Origin of the sequence: Streptomyces sp. NPDC019443 (genome assembly GCF_044389785.1) — a bacterium.
Taxonomy (GTDB): Bacteria; Actinomycetota; Actinomycetes; order Streptomycetales; family Streptomycetaceae; genus Streptomyces.
Genome location: NZ_JBIRYJ010000032.1, coordinates 1 through 14,156 on the forward strand (window position 1 = coordinate 1; position 14,156 = coordinate 14,156).

14 protein-coding genes and 1 pseudogene are annotated in these 14,156 nt (G+C 69.0%); 9 read left to right on the forward strand and 6 right to left on the reverse strand.

Features of this window, described 5'->3' with window-relative positions:
• The 3 genes from ACH492_RS39015 to ACH492_RS39025 form a co-directional block, all read right to left on the reverse strand.
• On the reverse strand, positions 1–486 hold a 486-nt coding region (locus tag ACH492_RS39015), incomplete at its 3' end, for a hypothetical protein (protein ID WP_398994048.1).
• A gap of 338 nt (positions 487–824) precedes the next feature.
• Positions 825–1,589 carry a DUF4328 domain-containing protein gene (locus tag ACH492_RS39020; RefSeq protein ID WP_398994050.1) on the reverse strand — a complete coding sequence of 255 codons (765 nt, stop codon included), beginning with the start codon at positions 1,587–1,589 and terminating at the stop codon, positions 825–827.
• A gap of 132 nt (positions 1,590–1,721) precedes the next feature.
• Complete coding sequence (locus tag ACH492_RS39025; protein WP_398994052.1) at positions 1,722–3,344, reverse strand: glycoside hydrolase family 20 protein; 1,623 nt, start codon at positions 3,342–3,344, stop codon at positions 1,722–1,724.
• A gap of 269 nt (positions 3,345–3,613) precedes the next feature.
• On the opposite strand from ACH492_RS39025, the gene ACH492_RS39030 reads away from it, so the two are divergent.
• From ACH492_RS39030 to ACH492_RS39055, 6 genes are all read left to right on the forward strand, one after another.
• Positions 3,614–4,189: a 2-oxo-4-hydroxy-4-carboxy-5-ureidoimidazoline decarboxylase gene (locus ACH492_RS39030; RefSeq protein ID WP_398994096.1), complete on the forward strand. Its 576-nt coding sequence runs from the start codon at positions 3,614–3,616 to the stop codon at positions 4,187–4,189.
• A 167-nt stretch (positions 4,190–4,356) separates the two neighbouring features.
• Complete coding sequence (gene sdhC / locus ACH492_RS39035) at positions 4,357–4,737, forward strand: succinate dehydrogenase, cytochrome b556 subunit (protein WP_398994054.1); 381 nt, start codon at positions 4,357–4,359, stop codon at positions 4,735–4,737.
• Between the two features lie 9 nt (positions 4,738–4,746).
• Positions 4,747–5,238, forward strand: a complete 492-nt coding sequence (locus tag ACH492_RS39040; RefSeq protein WP_398994056.1) for a succinate dehydrogenase hydrophobic membrane anchor subunit — start codon at positions 4,747–4,749, stop codon at positions 5,236–5,238.
• Positions 5,239–5,258: 20 nt separating this feature from the next.
• On the forward strand, positions 5,259–7,013 hold the full coding sequence (gene sdhA / locus ACH492_RS39045) for a succinate dehydrogenase flavoprotein subunit (protein WP_398994058.1): 1,755 nt from the start codon (positions 5,259–5,261) through the stop codon (positions 7,011–7,013).
• Positions 7,013–7,771, forward strand: a complete 759-nt coding sequence (locus tag ACH492_RS39050; protein WP_398994060.1) for a succinate dehydrogenase iron-sulfur subunit — start codon at positions 7,013–7,015, stop codon at positions 7,769–7,771. The genes sdhA and ACH492_RS39050 overlap by 1 nt, the downstream gene beginning before the upstream one ends.
• Before the next feature lie 148 nt (positions 7,772–7,919).
• Positions 7,920–8,453, forward strand: coding sequence for a hypothetical protein (locus ACH492_RS39055; RefSeq protein ID WP_398994062.1), 534 nt, complete (start codon positions 7,920–7,922; stop codon positions 8,451–8,453).
• A gap of 56 nt (positions 8,454–8,509) precedes the next feature.
• Here ACH492_RS39055 and ACH492_RS39060 read toward each other — a convergent pair whose 3' ends face one another.
• Together ACH492_RS39060 and ACH492_RS39065 are read right to left on the reverse strand one after the other, a co-directional pair.
• Positions 8,510–9,022: a nucleotidyltransferase domain-containing protein gene (locus tag ACH492_RS39060; RefSeq protein WP_398994098.1), complete on the reverse strand. Its 513-nt coding sequence runs from the start codon at positions 9,020–9,022 to the stop codon at positions 8,510–8,512.
• Between the two features lie 36 nt (positions 9,023–9,058).
• Positions 9,059–9,865 (reverse strand): annotated as a pseudogene (locus ACH492_RS39065) (alpha/beta fold hydrolase); the annotation flags it as partial.
• 147 nt (positions 9,866–10,012) lie between these two features.
• Between ACH492_RS39065 and ACH492_RS39070 the strand changes: the two are divergent.
• The 3 genes from ACH492_RS39070 to ACH492_RS39080 are packed head-to-tail and all read left to right on the forward strand — an operon-like array spanning position 10,013 to position 11,582.
• The gene (locus tag ACH492_RS39070; RefSeq protein ID WP_356222853.1) at positions 10,013–10,456 is read left to right on the forward strand and encodes a hypothetical protein; all 444 of its coding nucleotides are present in this window, start codon (positions 10,013–10,015) and stop codon (positions 10,454–10,456) included.
• A 5-nt stretch (positions 10,457–10,461) separates the two neighbouring features.
• A complete protein-coding gene (locus ACH492_RS39075) occupies positions 10,462–10,869 on the forward strand; it encodes a thiol-disulfide oxidoreductase DCC family protein (protein WP_398994064.1) in 408 nt (135 codons plus the stop codon).
• An 11-nt stretch (positions 10,870–10,880) separates the two neighbouring features.
• The gene (locus tag ACH492_RS39080; RefSeq protein ID WP_398994066.1) at positions 10,881–11,582 is read left to right on the forward strand and encodes a TetR family transcriptional regulator; all 702 of its coding nucleotides are present in this window, start codon (positions 10,881–10,883) and stop codon (positions 11,580–11,582) included.
• A gap of 88 nt (positions 11,583–11,670) precedes the next feature.
• On the opposite strand, the gene ACH492_RS39085 is transcribed toward ACH492_RS39080, so the two are convergent.
• Positions 11,671–14,127: an MMPL family transporter gene (locus ACH492_RS39085; RefSeq protein WP_398994100.1), complete on the reverse strand. Its 2,457-nt coding sequence runs from the start codon at positions 14,125–14,127 to the stop codon at positions 11,671–11,673.
• Positions 14,128–14,156: the final 29 nt, after the last annotated feature.

Below are 14,156 nucleotides of genomic sequence, written 5' to 3' on the forward strand. Positions count from 1 at the left end.
CGCGTCCGCCAGGATCTCCAGGATCTGCACCTGTCGGCGCAGTTCACCGGAGACCAGCGGGCCCGCACCGTCCGGCTCGCCCTCGCGGCAGCGCTTGAGCACCTCGACGACATCGGCGGCGGCGGGCTCGTCGGCCCCGGGGCCCGCGTCGAAGCGGTGATGGAGTTCGAGCGCGGCTACGGAGCAGTCGTCCGCCCACTCGCGCAGCGGTTCCGCCGCCCAGTCCGAGGGCGCGGCGCCGAGCATCTGCCGTACGAGCACTGCGGCTTCGTCGTCGGCCGCCTCACTCTCCATCGCCTCTCTGGCCGCCGCGAGACGTCCGGACCAGTCGGCCTCACCGTCGACCAGCCCCGTCCACAGTGGACGCAGCGCGTCGGCCTCCGACGCAAGCAGCGGCAGACAGCGGTCGAGACAGGCGAGCCCACTCGCGGCCAGGCCTCGCTCATCCGCCTGTGCGATCAGTTCCCTCAGGCTCTTCGACGCCACCGGACGCTCCTATCGCGGACGCAGTACTTCCTCTTACTGCGCCCCGTGGCTCAAATGCGTCACTCCCTCGGGCCGGGAATCCCCAGTTCCTTCCAGCAATCGGAAGCAGAGTTCCTCGGCGCGGGCCGCGGACCGCTTGGCGCAAAGTACTCCCTTTGGCACCCATGCCGCCACAGTCCTGCCAAGCCGACGTGCGCTATTCACCATGCGCAACTCGTACACATATACGCCACAGCTCTGTTACATTTTGCGCCACCGGAACTCGGCCTGCAGAGCGCCCCGTTTGGGAGCGCCTCGGCCGAATCACGCGGTGTGAGCCCGCGCGCCCCCGGGCGGGCTCACACCGCGGCCTTCTCCGCTCCCCGCATCGCCTTGGTGAGCTGCATACGCGTGAGCCTGCGCACGACGACGACCGCCAGCAGCGCGGCCCCGATGTCGACAAGACCGCCGACGATGAAGGCGTCCGCGCCCGCCTGGACCTCGTCCGCCGTCTGGGCCATGTCGTACTGAGCGCCCGCGATGCCGTTGACCAGATTCGAGACGAGCCATGCGATCCACCAGACGTTGATGATGGTGTGTGGCTCCTGCTTCCCCGTGCCGTACGGGTCTTGGCGGCTGGCCGCCCAGATGTCGGCTGCGATCGCGCGCGGGAGGTAGAAATTCCCGAACGGGACGAACCAGCCGCCGATCGCCCAGCCCCGACCGCGCCGCTGGAGATCAGGCGCGAACACATCGGCGTTGGCCCGCACCCGGTGGAACCAGATGATGAAGACAACGGCAGTGGCGATCTGCGCGACCCCTTGGACGACGCCGGCGGCATCCGTCACCGACAGGGCCTGCTCCAGGTCCGTCTCCGAATAGGCCGTGCCCATCAGGTTCCGCAGGCCGGCCGCGGCGAACATGCAGAAGACGTCGGCCGCGACGACGATGCAGAGCAGAGCGACCACGGCATAGGAGAGCCCGACCGGCGCGCGCAGAACACCCGGCCGGCGCTCCGCGGGCCGTCCCGGCAAGGTGAGGTCCACCACCGGGACGGCCGGGCAGCCGTCGCAGAGTCCGTCATCGGTTGTGGCCGTGTTCTTCCGGCAGTTCGAGCAGAGCATGGCTGAGCAGACCCCCCACGGGCGCGATGACGCCCCTCCCCGGAGGCGTCGTGGAACCGGGACCGCACTCCGTGCGACCGCTCACGGACGATATGGCTCCGGCCGGGCCACCGTCCAGCGTGAACCCGCAGCTCAGGCCAAGCCCAGCGTCCGCGCCAGCTGTTCGAAGCTCTGCCAGCTGCGGCTCGGCTTGCGCGGGTCCCACAGTTTCTGGGACGTCGCCGCCAGCGGCATGGCGATGCCGCGCGCCACCTGGTCCTGGGTCTGGGACTGGGACAGGTCGCACCACACCGCGAAGCGGCCGCCCAGGATCTGGTCCGAGTACTGCCGTGACACCGGCTGAGTGCCGCGGATCACGAACGGGTTCCACTGCTCGTATATCCGCCGACCGGTCGGATATACGAAGGTCTGCGGCTGGCCCAGCACGTAATAGAGGTACTCGTCGTTGACGTTCACCAGCCGCCGGCCCTCGCGCAGATACTCCACCGGCGGACGCGCGCCGATCTCCTTGCCCGTCCAGTACTCGACCTCGATGTCCTTGTCCACGGCGACCACACCGCCGCGGAAGAAGCCGTCGTTCCAGGCCTTGAGCTTCTTGCCCTCCGGCCGCAGCACCGCCGCGCGGTCGTTCACCCAGGCCGTCGCCAGGTCCTGGACCCGCCCCTGCGGTCCGTATTTCTGCCGGGCCAGGGCCGCCAGCCGCGGGAAGGACGCCTCCGGGTTCTGCCGGACCAGCGCCTGGTACTCGTCCCCGCCCAGATGCCAGTACGCGCCGGGGAACAGTTCCGCGTACTCCTTCAGCAGCTCATCGACGATCTCCGCCGACGCCGGCTGCCCGATGTCGATCGCGCCCCGCACGGACCTGCCCGCCGCGTCCCGCAGCTGCAGTTGCGGATGCGCGGCCAGCACCGCGCCCAGGTGGCCCGGGGAGTCGATCTCCGGGATGACCGCGATGTGCAGCCGGGCGGCGAGGTCCACGATCCGCCGGACCTCGTCCTTGGTCAGGTGCTGACTCGAGACCACTTCGGGATGCGAGTCCGATGCGATACGGAAGCCCTGGTCGTCGGAGAAGTGCAGGCCGAGCTGGTTGAGCTTGAGGTCGGCCATCTCGCGCAGCCGGTCCTCGATCCAGCCCGCGGTGAAGTGCTTGCGTGCGATGTCGATCATCAGCCCGCGCTGCGGCCGGTCCGGCCCGTCCCGTACGACGCCCTCCGGCATCAGGCCGCCGGACTTCACGGCCTGCTTCAGGGTCCGTGTCCCGTAGAAGGCGCCGGCCTCGTCGGCACCGGTGATCCGCACCCGGCCGCCGCCGGTGAGGACGGTGTACGACTCGCGCCCGCCGTTGCCCGCGAGCGCCAGTTCCACGTCGCCGGCACGGGCCGGGACGGCGCCGCGGTAGCCGAGTTTCAGTTCGCCGGCTATCAGCCGGCCCTCGTCGGCGAGCGCTTCACTGCCCTTGGCGACGACAACTCCGCCGCCGGGCCCGGGCCGCCAGCCAGGACCGCGGGCCGGCTCGTGCGTGCGTACGGAGGGGATGGTGGCGGGCGCCTTGGAGAGGGCGTACGTCCGGGACGGCGACGGCGACGGGCTCGCGGTGGGGGCCTTCACGTCGCCCCGCGCACCACCGCCGCCCGCCCTGTCGGGCTCACCGGTCGAGCAGCCGGACAGCGTCATCGAGAAGGCCGCGGCTGCGGCGAGGACCACTCCGGTGAACCTCGTGCGCCCAAAGTGCCGTATCACTCGGATACCTCCCATTTATTGCGTAACTACGGCGAAGCACCCCCGTCCATCGTCCATCACATGATCGAAACTCTCTCGTCCGGGTGAAAATTGCGCATCCGTCGGACAGCTCACGTCAGGCGCGGATAGCGTTATGACCCATCCATCCCCTGCGTCGCAGCCGTCCAGCTGTCCTTTTCGAGGAGCCCCCGCTGTCCAGCGAATCCCACGCCGGCCTCCCGAAGCGACCGCCGACACTCCACCACACGCCCCGCGCCCTCACGCCATCGGCCATACCGTCCCAGCTGGCCTCCCAGGCGTCCCAGACCTCGCATGCCTCCCCCTCCCAGGTCTCACTACCGGCCCCGCCACCGGGCCGGCACCGCGGCACTCCCGGCCTCGAGCGCTTCAACACCGCCCCCGCCGACGCCGCCGAAGCCACCCTCCTCGCCTGCTGCGGCAGCAGTCGCTGGGCGCAGCGACTCGTCGCCCACCGCCCCTATCCCGACCTCGACGCGCTCCTCGCCGCCGCCGACGAGGCCAGCTACGACCTCTCCCCCGCCGACCTCTGCGAGGCCCTCGCCGACGAGTCGTCCGCCGGAGTGCACCCGGGCGCGCCCCAGGCCGCCCACACCGCGATCGGCGCCGCCCACGCCGCGTACGAGAGCCGCTTCGGCCACGCCTTCGTGATCTGCCTCGACGGGTACCACCCCGAGGAGTACCTCGACCAGGTACTGACCGGCATCCGCGCCCGTCTCGGCCACGAACCGGACGAGGAGCGGGCCGTCTCCGCCGAGCAGCTGCGCGGACTCGTGCGCTCCCGACTGGCACATGTAGTGGCCAACCATCCGGAATCAGACGTCGCAGGGGCTTCCCGATAGCCCGTCCGAGGCTGTTTGATTGCCTGTTTGATCACACCTGTGGACCCCGGGCAAGCGAACCGACAAGTCGTCGCTACGATGGCCGGGGCCGGTGGACCGTACCCGGCCGGGCCAGACCGACCCCCCAAGCCGGCAGGCCCCAATCCCCGCTCCCGGAGGGTTCTTCCGTGCCGGCTGGAACGCTGTACCGCGGCCGGGAAGGAATGTGGTCCTGGGTGGCTCATCGAGTCACCGGCGTCCTCATCTTCTTCTTCCTGTTCGTACACGTGCTGGACACCGCTCTCGTCCGCGTCTCGCCAGAGGCCTATGACGATGTCGTTGCCACGTACAAGACGCCGATCGTGGCGCTGCTCGAATACGGCCTGGTGGCCGCGATTCTCTTCCACGCGCTCAACGGCCTGCGTGTCATCGCCGTGGACTTCTGGTCCAAGGGCCCGCGCTACCAGAAGCAGATGCTCTGGACCGCGATGGCCATCTGGTTCGTGCTGATGGTGGGCGCCCTTTACCCGGTGCTCGGCCACGCCGTACGTGAACTGTTCGGGAGCTGACGCCAGACCATGTCTTCGAACAACACAGTTGCTGACACCACGTCCGCGGTCGGCCCCGTAGAGGGTGTGGGCCTGTACGACGCCGACAACCCGGCCCCGTACATCGAGGCGCCGCGCCGACGCACCAGAACGACCCCCAAGGCGACCCGCGGCAACTTCGAGATGGCCGCGTGGCTCTTCATGCGCCTGTCCGGCGTCGTCCTCGTCGTCCTCGTCATCGGCCATCTGCTGATCCAGCTTGTGCTCGACGGCGGCGTCTCCAAGATCGGCTTCGCCTTCGTGGCCGGCCGCTGGGCGTCCCCGTTCTGGCAGACCTGGGACCTGCTGATGCTGTGGCTCGCCATGCTGCACGGCGCCAATGGCCTCCGAACTGTCATCAATGACTACGCGGAGCGCGCGAACACGCGCCTGTGGCTCAAGGGCCTGCTGTACACCGCCACGGTGTTCACCATCCTTCTGGGCACGCTGGTGATCTTCACCTTCGACCCGAACATCCGCTAAAGCCGGGGCTGACGAGACCAATGAAGATCCATAAGTACGACACCGTCATCGTCGGCGCCGGTGGCGCCGGTATGCGCGCGGCCATCGAGTCGACCAAGCGCAGCCGTACCGCCGTGCTGACGAAGCTCTACCCGACCCGCTCCCACACGGGCGCGGCGCAGGGCGGCATGGCCGCCGCGCTCGCCAACGTGGAGGAGGACAACTGGGAGTGGCACACCTTCGACACGGTCAAGGGCGGTGACTACCTGGTCGACCAGGACGCCGCCGAGATCCTCGCGAAGGAGGCCATCGACGCGGTCCTCGACCTGGAGAAGATGGGTCTGCCGTTCAACCGCACCCCGAACGGCACCATCGACCAGCGCCGCTTCGGCGGCCACTCGCGCAACCACGGCGAGGCGCCGGTCCGCCGGTCCTGTTACGCCGCGGACCGCACCGGCCACATGATCCTCCAGACGCTGTACCAGAACTGCGTCAAGGAGGGCGTGGAGTTCTTCAACGAGTTCTACGTCCTGGACCAGTTGATCACCGAGGTCGACGGCGTCAAGAAGTCGGCGGGCGTGGTCGCGTTCGAGCTGGCCACCGGCGAGATCCACATCTTCCAGGCGAAGGCCGTGATCTACGCCTCGGGCGGCACGGGCAAGTTCTTCAAGGTGACCTCCAACGCGCACACGCTGACCGGTGACGGCCAGGCCGCCTGCTACCGGCGCGGACTGCCGCTGGAGGACATGGAGTTCTTCCAGTTCCACCCGACAGGCATCTGGCGCATGGGCATCCTCCTCACCGAGGGCGCCCGCGGCGAGGGCGGCATCCTTCGCAACAAGGACGGCGAGCGCTTCATGGAGAAGTACGCGCCCGTCATGAAGGACCTCGCCTCGCGTGACGTCGTCTCGCGCTCCATCTACACGGAGATCCGCGAGGGCCGCGGCTGCGGTCCCGAGGGCGACCACGTCTTCCTGGACCTGACCCACCTGCCGCCGGAGCAGCTGGACGCCAAGCTCCCGGACATCACCGAGTTCGCGCGTACGTACCTCGGCATCGAGCCCTACACGGACCCGATCCCGATCCAGCCGACGGCGCACTACGCGATGGGCGGCATCCCGACGAACGTCCAGGGTGAGGTCCTCGCGGACAACACGACCGTCGTCCCGGGTCTGTACGCCGCCGGTGAGGTCGCCTGCGTCTCGGTGCACGGCGCCAACCGCCTCGGCACCAACTCCCTGCTGGACATCAATGTCTTCGGCAAGCGGGCGGGTATCGCCGCCGCCGAGTACTCGGCGAAGAGCGACTATGTCGAGCTTCCCGATGACCCGGCCTCGCTGGTCGAGGCGCAGGTCGAGCGGCTGCGCAGCTCGACGGGCAAGGAGCGGGTCGCGGACATCCGCCGCGAGCTGCAGGAGACCATGGACGCGAACGTCATGGTGTTCCGCACCGAGCAGACGATCAAGACCGCGGTCGAGAAGATCGGCGAGCTGCGCGACCGCTACAAGAACGTGTCGATCCAGGACAAGGGCAAGCGCTTCAACACGGATCTCCTGGAGGCCGTCGAGCTGGGCAACCTGCTCGACCTGGCCGAGGTCATGGCCGTCTCGGCACTGGCCCGCAAGGAGTCCCGCGGCGGTCACTACCGCGAGGACTTCCCCAACCGCGACGACGTCAACTTCATGCGCCACACCATGGCGTACCGCGAGGTCGGCGACGACGGCGTCGAGTCCATTCGTCTCGACTACAAGCCGGTCGTCCAGACCCGCTACCAGCCGATGGAGCGTAAGTACTGATGGCTACCCCAACTCTGGACAAGGTCGAGGCGGAGGCTGCCGCCTCCCCGTACATCACGGTCACCTTCCGGATCCGCCGCTTCAACCCCGAGGTCTCCGACGAGGCCCAGTGGCAGGACTTCCAGATCGAGATCGACCCGAAGGAGCGTGTGCTCGACGGTCTCCACAAGATCAAGTGGGACGTCGACGGCTCGCTCACCTTCCGGCGCTCCTGCGCGCACGGCATCTGCGGCTCCGACGCGATGCGGATCAACGGCAAGAACAGGCTCGCCTGCAAGACGCTGATCAAGGACATCAACCCGGAGAAGCCCATCACGGTCGAGGCCATAAAGGGCCTGACGGTCCTCAAGGACCTGGTCGTGGACATGGAGCCGTTCTTCCAGGCGTACCGCGATGTGATGCCCTTCCTGATCACGTCCGGCAACGAGCCGACGCGTGAGCGTCTGCAGACCGCCGAGGACCGCGAGCGCTTCGACGACACCACCAAGTGCATTCTGTGCGCCGCGTGCACATCCTCGTGCCCGGTGTTCTGGAACGACGGTCAGTACTTCGGCCCGGCGGCGATCGTCAACGCGCACCGCTTCATCTTCGACTCGCGTGACGAGGCCGGGGAGCAGCGCCTGGAGATCCTCAACGACAAGGACGGCGTGTGGCGTTGCCGTACGACGTTCAACTGCACGGACGCCTGCCCGCGCGGTATCGAGGTCACCAAGGCGATCCAGGAAGTGAAGCGTGCGCTGATCACGCGTCGCTTCTAGCCTTTCCGGCTGAATCTGTACTAGGGCCCCGCTCCCAGGACTTGGGAGGCGGGGCCCTTCGTGTACCGGCTTCGCTTCACCGACCGGGCGATACCTGGCAGGATCGAGCCCGTCTGACGTAACACAGCAGGAAAGCGGGGACGAGACCATGAGCGAGCCGAATCCGTACGCGGACGGGGAGTACAAGTGGGGGCCGACGCAGCCTCCGGGGACGCCGGGGTACGGCTACCCCAATCCGGCGCCGGGGTACGGCTATCCGGGCCAGGGCCAGGACTACAGCCAGACCATGCCCGCAGGGGTTCCGGTTCCGATGGGTGCGCCCGCTCCGACGGGCGGTGCTCCGCTGGTGTCGATCGGTGACATCACCGTCATGGGCGACTCGATCGTGACGCCGGCCGGCACGCTGCCGCTGCGGGGATCGGTGTGGAACGCGACCGACATGTCGCGCACCGAGGAGAAGATCCCGACGCACGCCATCGTGCTCGCGATCGTCTTCTTCATCTTCTGTCTGCTGGGTCTGCTCTTCCTGCTGATGAAGGAGAAGACGACCACGGGCTTCATCCAGGTCACGGTGACCAGTGGCGGCAAGCACCACTCGACGATGATTCCGGCCCAAGGTCCTCAGACCTTCCAGATGGTGATGGGCCAGATCAACTACGCGCGGTCGCTCAGCAGCATGTAAGGCGTGCTGGGGCCTCGTTCACGCCTCTGCGGCCGGCGGGACGCGACGGAGCATGCTCAGCCCAGGCGCGACGCGTAGGCGGCCTGCTCGGGCAGAAGGAGGACGCCGAAGCGGCGGTGCAGGGCGAGTACATCGCGTACGTCGTCCTCGTCGAGCTCGTATCCGGCGTGCGATCCGACCTGGAACTCGGCCGTGCAGCACGGCACCTGGCGGCCCAGGACCGTGCCGGTTGCCCCGAAGGCACCGACCGGGTAGGCGATGCCGTCCGCGCCGTACACCCGGGCGCCGTGCTCGTCGGTCCGGGTGGCGGACAGGTCGACGAAGTGGACGTCGACCTGGCGGCCGAAGTCGTCGACGAGGACGAAGTTGTGGGGGCCGTCGTCCCGGGAGAGCCGGAAGCCCGCGTCCCGCATGGTCCGCCGGTAGCGGTCGGCATCCTCGGAACGTACGGCGATGTCGAGATCGTTGTGTGCCCGGGTCTGCTCACCGAGCAGCGCGTCGACGCCCCAGCCGCCGTCCAGCCAGGCCTCGACACCGGCCCCGTCGAGGAGGTCCAGGAGGTCGAGCACGTCCTGGTCGCGCAGGTCGGCGCGGCCGCCCAAATGCTCGGCGAGGAAGCCGCGGAGCAGCGCGGTGGTCTCGTCGGGCCGCTCCAGCGAGGGCAGATGACCGGCCCACTCCAGTTCGATGTGACGGGCGCCGGGGAGCAGTTGCGGCAGCCGGGCGGCGATCCGGCGGAAGTCGGCGATGTCGTGCGCGCCGCCGACTGCGAGGCAGGGCGCCTCGATCGTTCCGAGGTCGGGCTCCGCAGCAGGCGCGGGCGCGGGTGACAACGGGCCTTCGCCGGAGGCCTCGGACGCCCCCGCTTGCGCCGCCTCGTCCGCCGCCTCGTCCGCTGCCAGCTGGACCTCGAACGCATGGCGCTGCATCATCCGCGCCTTCTCGCGGGCCCGCTCGTCCGCCTGCGGGCCCAGCCAGGTGTCCAGGTTGAGTTCGACCGCGGCCGACACGTCACCGACGTCGAGGAACGCATCCTCGCGCGCACCGAAAGCCCGCAGCTCCGAGCTCGGTTCATGGCCCGGCATGCCGGCGCAGAGCAGGGCCAGCGCTGTCACCCGGTCCGGCCTGCGGGCCGCGGCCTCCAGGGCGACGCGCCCGCCGAAGGAGGAGGCGACCAGGGCCGCGCGTTCGATGCCGAGATCGTCCAGCAGCTCCAGTACGTCCTCCGCGTCGCTGTACTCACCCGCGTCCGCGGGCGTCTGTCCATGCCCCCGGAAGTCGCAGCGCACCACTTGGTATCCGGCATCCGCCAGCGCCTGCCACTGCGCGTCCCACATCCGCCGGTCGCACACCGACGAGTGCAGCAGCACCACCGCGGGCCCCTGACCGGCCATGTCGTAAGAGAGCGTCATCCGGCCGAGGTTAGAGCCCGCACGCGAGTCGCGCCCCTCGTTTTCCACCCACCCTCCACCCCACCCTCCAGCTCGCTTGAACATGTTCAAAAGTAGGTCTACAGTCCATGACATCAGCTTTTGAACGCGTTCAAGGGAGGGTGGGGGATGGACCTCACTGTTGTTGCGTATGTCGTCTACCTGCTGATCAGCGTGGCGCTCACCATCTGGGTGGCGCGGACTCTGAGCCGCAACGGGCGCATTTTCATCGCCAGCGTCCTGCAGGGGGACGAGAAGCTGGCCGACGCCGTCAACCACCTGCTGGTGGTCGGCTTCTACCTCGTGAACCTCGGCTTCGTCGCCCTCTACCTCAAGGCGGCGGATGCGGTCGAGGACGCCCGCGGACTCTTCGAGGCCCTCTCGGTCAAGCTCGGCGTCGTACTCCTCGTCCTCGGCGTCATGCACCTCGGCAATGTCTGGGTCCTCAACAAGATCCGCCGACGCGGAGTGATGGAGCGCGAGCAGGTGCCGCCGGTCGGGCCGCAGGGCTGGACGAACCAGGCGAGCCAGGGCCCGTGGGACGCACCCACCCCCGGTCCCGCCGGAGCGTGAGCGCGATGGGCACCCCGGTCCGGAGACTGACCGTCCTGTACGACGCCCAGTGCTCCCTCTGCGTCCACCTGCGCAGCTGGCTGCTGCGGCAGAAGCAGCTCGTACCGCTGGAGCTGGTGCCCGCAGGGTCGGCCGAGGCGCGGCGCAGGTACCCGCGCCTCGACCACGCCACGACCCTGCGGGAGATCACCGTCATCGGCGACAGGGGCCAGATCTACACCGGGCCCGCCGCATGGATCGTCTGCCTCTGGGCCCTGGCCGAGTACCGGCCCAAGGCCCACTGGCTCGCCACCCCGGCCGGACTGCCGTTCGTACGGGTGACGATGCTCGCGGCGGCCAGGTACCGCGAGGCGACCACGGCAGGCGGGGCCACCGGTACGCCCTGCGACGACCAGTGTTCCGTCCCCGGTTAGGCTCGGACACCGTGACTGAAGTGAAGGCCCCCAAGAGCGAGCAGACCCGCACGCTCATCCTCGAGACCGCGCTCCGGCTCTTCCAGGAGCGCGGTTACGACAAGACGACGATGCGGGCCATCGCCAAAGAGGCGGGGGTCTCGGTAGGGAACGCGTACTACTACTTCTCCTCCAAGGAACACCTCGTCCAGGGGTTCTACGACCTGATCGCCGCCGAGCACCAGGCGGCGGTCCGGCCCTTGCTCGACCGGGAGACCGATCTGGAGGCCCGGCTCGCCGGAGTGATGACGGCATGGCTGGACATCGCGGCGCCGTACCACGAGTTCGCGGCCCAGTTCTTCAAGAACGCGGCCGACCCGGAGAGCCCCCTCAGCCCCTTCTCCCCCGAGTCGGAACACGCCCGCGAGGCTGCCATCGCCGTCCACCGGGAAGTCCTGGCAGGCGCCAAGGGGAAGGTGCCGGAAGAACTGGCCGACATCCTCCCCGAGTTGATGTGGCTGTCCCAGATGGGACTCGTCCTGTTCTGGGTCTTCGACCGCTCAAAGGGCAGTGAGCGCAGCAGGCGCCTGGCCGAACGCGGGGCGCGGCTCACCACGCGCGGTATCGCGCTCGCCCGCTTCCGGGTGCTGCGGCCGCTCGTACGCGATGTGCACGAGCTGTTCACGGACTTCCTGCCGGGGATGGCGGAGAGGGTCGCCGCCCGCAAGAAGTAGTCCGGAACAGCGGAATTCCGAATGCGGAACGACGAATGCGGAACGACGAACACCCCGGCCGCGGCCGGGGTGTTCGTGGACCTCACCGTCAGCGGCTGACACCCACGTCCGAGAGCACCACATCGTGGACCAGCGGATCGCCGCCGATCATGATGTGCCCGGCCCAGGGTGCATGGACACCCGCCGTCACGGCCAGCAGATACGCCCCGCCGGCCGGCGCGGACAGGATGTACGAGCCGTCGGCCAGCGACTCCACCCGGTCGACCTGGCGGCCGCCCGGCGAGACGAGGGTGAGGATCGCGTCCCCGACCAGCTCGCCCCGCGGCGTGCGGACGAACCCGTGGACGACGGACCCTCCGATCCCCGCGGGCACCCCGGAGCGCGGCGCGGGAACGGAGCCGGAAGCGGCTGACCCCACCGCCTCCCGCGCGTCCTCCCGCGGCTCCACCGCCAGATGCGGCAGCCGCTTCCCAAGACCCGCCGGCAGCCACCAGTTGGACTTCCCCAGCAGATGCATCGCCGCCGGCACCAGCGCCGTACGAAGGATGAACGCGTCCAGCGCCACCGCCGCCGCAAGCCCGATGCCCGCCATCGCGCCCTCCATGTCGCCGCTCAGCACAAAGGCGCTGAAGACGCAGATCATGATCAGGGCGGCGCAGTTGATGACCCGGCTGGTCTCGGCGAGGCCGACCCGGACGGCCCGCGCGTTGTCCTTCGTATGCACCCACTCCTCGTGCATCCGGCTGACCAGGAAGACCTGGTAGTCCATCGAGAGCCCGAAGAGCAGGGACAACATGATGACCGGCAGGAATGCCGTGATCGGGCCCTCCTTGCCGAGGCCCAGCGCCTCCGCTCCCCAGCCCCACTGGAAAATCGCGACCAGTACGCCGAAGGAGGCCGCGGCCGCGATCAGGTTCATCAGGGCGGCGGTCAGCGGGACGACCAACGAGCGGAACGCGATCAGCAGCAGCAGGAAGCCCAGCGCGATGATCGTCCCGACGAAGTACGGCAACCGGTCGCCCGTCACCTCCGCGAAGTCCTTGAAGATCGCGGTCACTCCGCCGACATGGACCTCCTCTCCCGACTGCGGGATGACTTCGCCGCGCAGAATGTCGATCAGCTGGTCCGTCTCCTCGGACTGCGGCGATGTGGTCGGGACGACCTGGATCACCGTGACGCCGGAGTCCGGCGGCGAGGGCAGCGCGACGGCCTGGGCGACACCCTCCGTGGCGCGCACCGTGCTCACCAGTGCCTGGACGGCCGCCGGTTCGGCGTCCCGCGCGACCAGTTGCAGCGGCCCGTTGAAGCCGGGCCCGAAGCCCTCGGCGAGCAGGTCGTATGCCTGCCGGGTGGTGGTGTCCTCCTTGTGGTTGCCCTGATCGGTCGCACCGAGCCGCAGCGAGAGCACGGGGATCGCCAGCGCGGCCATCACCACGACCGCGACCAGCGCGATCGACTTGGGCCGCTTCTGCACGGCCGCGGACCAGCGGGCGGCGGCGCCGCTCGACTCCGCCGTATCAGGACCATCGGCGGCAAGCCTGCGGCGCTGGCGACGGCTCAGCACCCGCGGGCCGAGGACGCCGAGGAGCGCGGGCAGCAAGGTGGTCGCGGCCAGCACGCTCAGCACGACCGTCAGCGAGGTGGCGATCACCACGCCGTCAAGGAAACGCATGTTCATCACGAGCATGCCGGCGAGCGCGATGCACACCGTGCCGCCCGCGAACAGCACCGCGCGCCCCGAAGTGTTCAGCGCGGTGACCGCGGCGTCCTCGGGCGCCATGCCCCGCAGAATGCCCTTGCGGTGCCGCGTGACGATGAACAGCGCATAGTCGATGCCGACGCCGAGGCCGATCAACGAGCCGAGCAGCGGGGCCACTTCGGGCACATCCGTCGTATGGCTGAGCAGCATGGTCGACAGCATTCCGGTGCCGACGCCGAAGATGGCCACCACCAGCGGCAGCACCATCGCGAAGAGCGAGCCGAAAGCCAGGAAGAGGACGACAGCGGCGGCCGCGATGCCGACCAGTTCGGCCGTGCCGGCCGGCGGCTCCTGGATACGGGTGATCGCCTGCCCGCCGAGCTCGACCTGCAGACCCGCCCGCTCAGCGTCCTGCGCGGCGTCGACGACGTCCTGAACCAGCTCCTTCGGCACGGCGTTGGCCTGCTCGGTGAAGGTGACCTGGGCGTAGGCGATCCGCCCGTCCTTGCTGATCTGCGTCGCGCCTGCCTGCGAGTACGGGCTCGCGACCTCGCCGACCCCCTTCATGCCCGCGATCTCCTTGAGCGCGGGCTCCACCCGCTCCCGTACCGCCGTGTCTCGCACGGATCCTTCGGAGACCCGCCACACCACCGTGTCGGTGTCGCCGGAGCGCTCCGGGAACGCCTTGACCATCAAGTCGTACGCATGTGTGGAGTCGGTGTCCGGAAGGCTGAAGCTGTTGGAGTAGTTGGTGCCTGCCGCGCTGCCCGCGGCCCCCAGACCGAACAGCACCCCCACCCACAGCACCAGGACCACCAGCCGGTGCCGATAGCACCAACGTGCCAATGCCGCCACGATTCCTGCCCCTTCGTCGA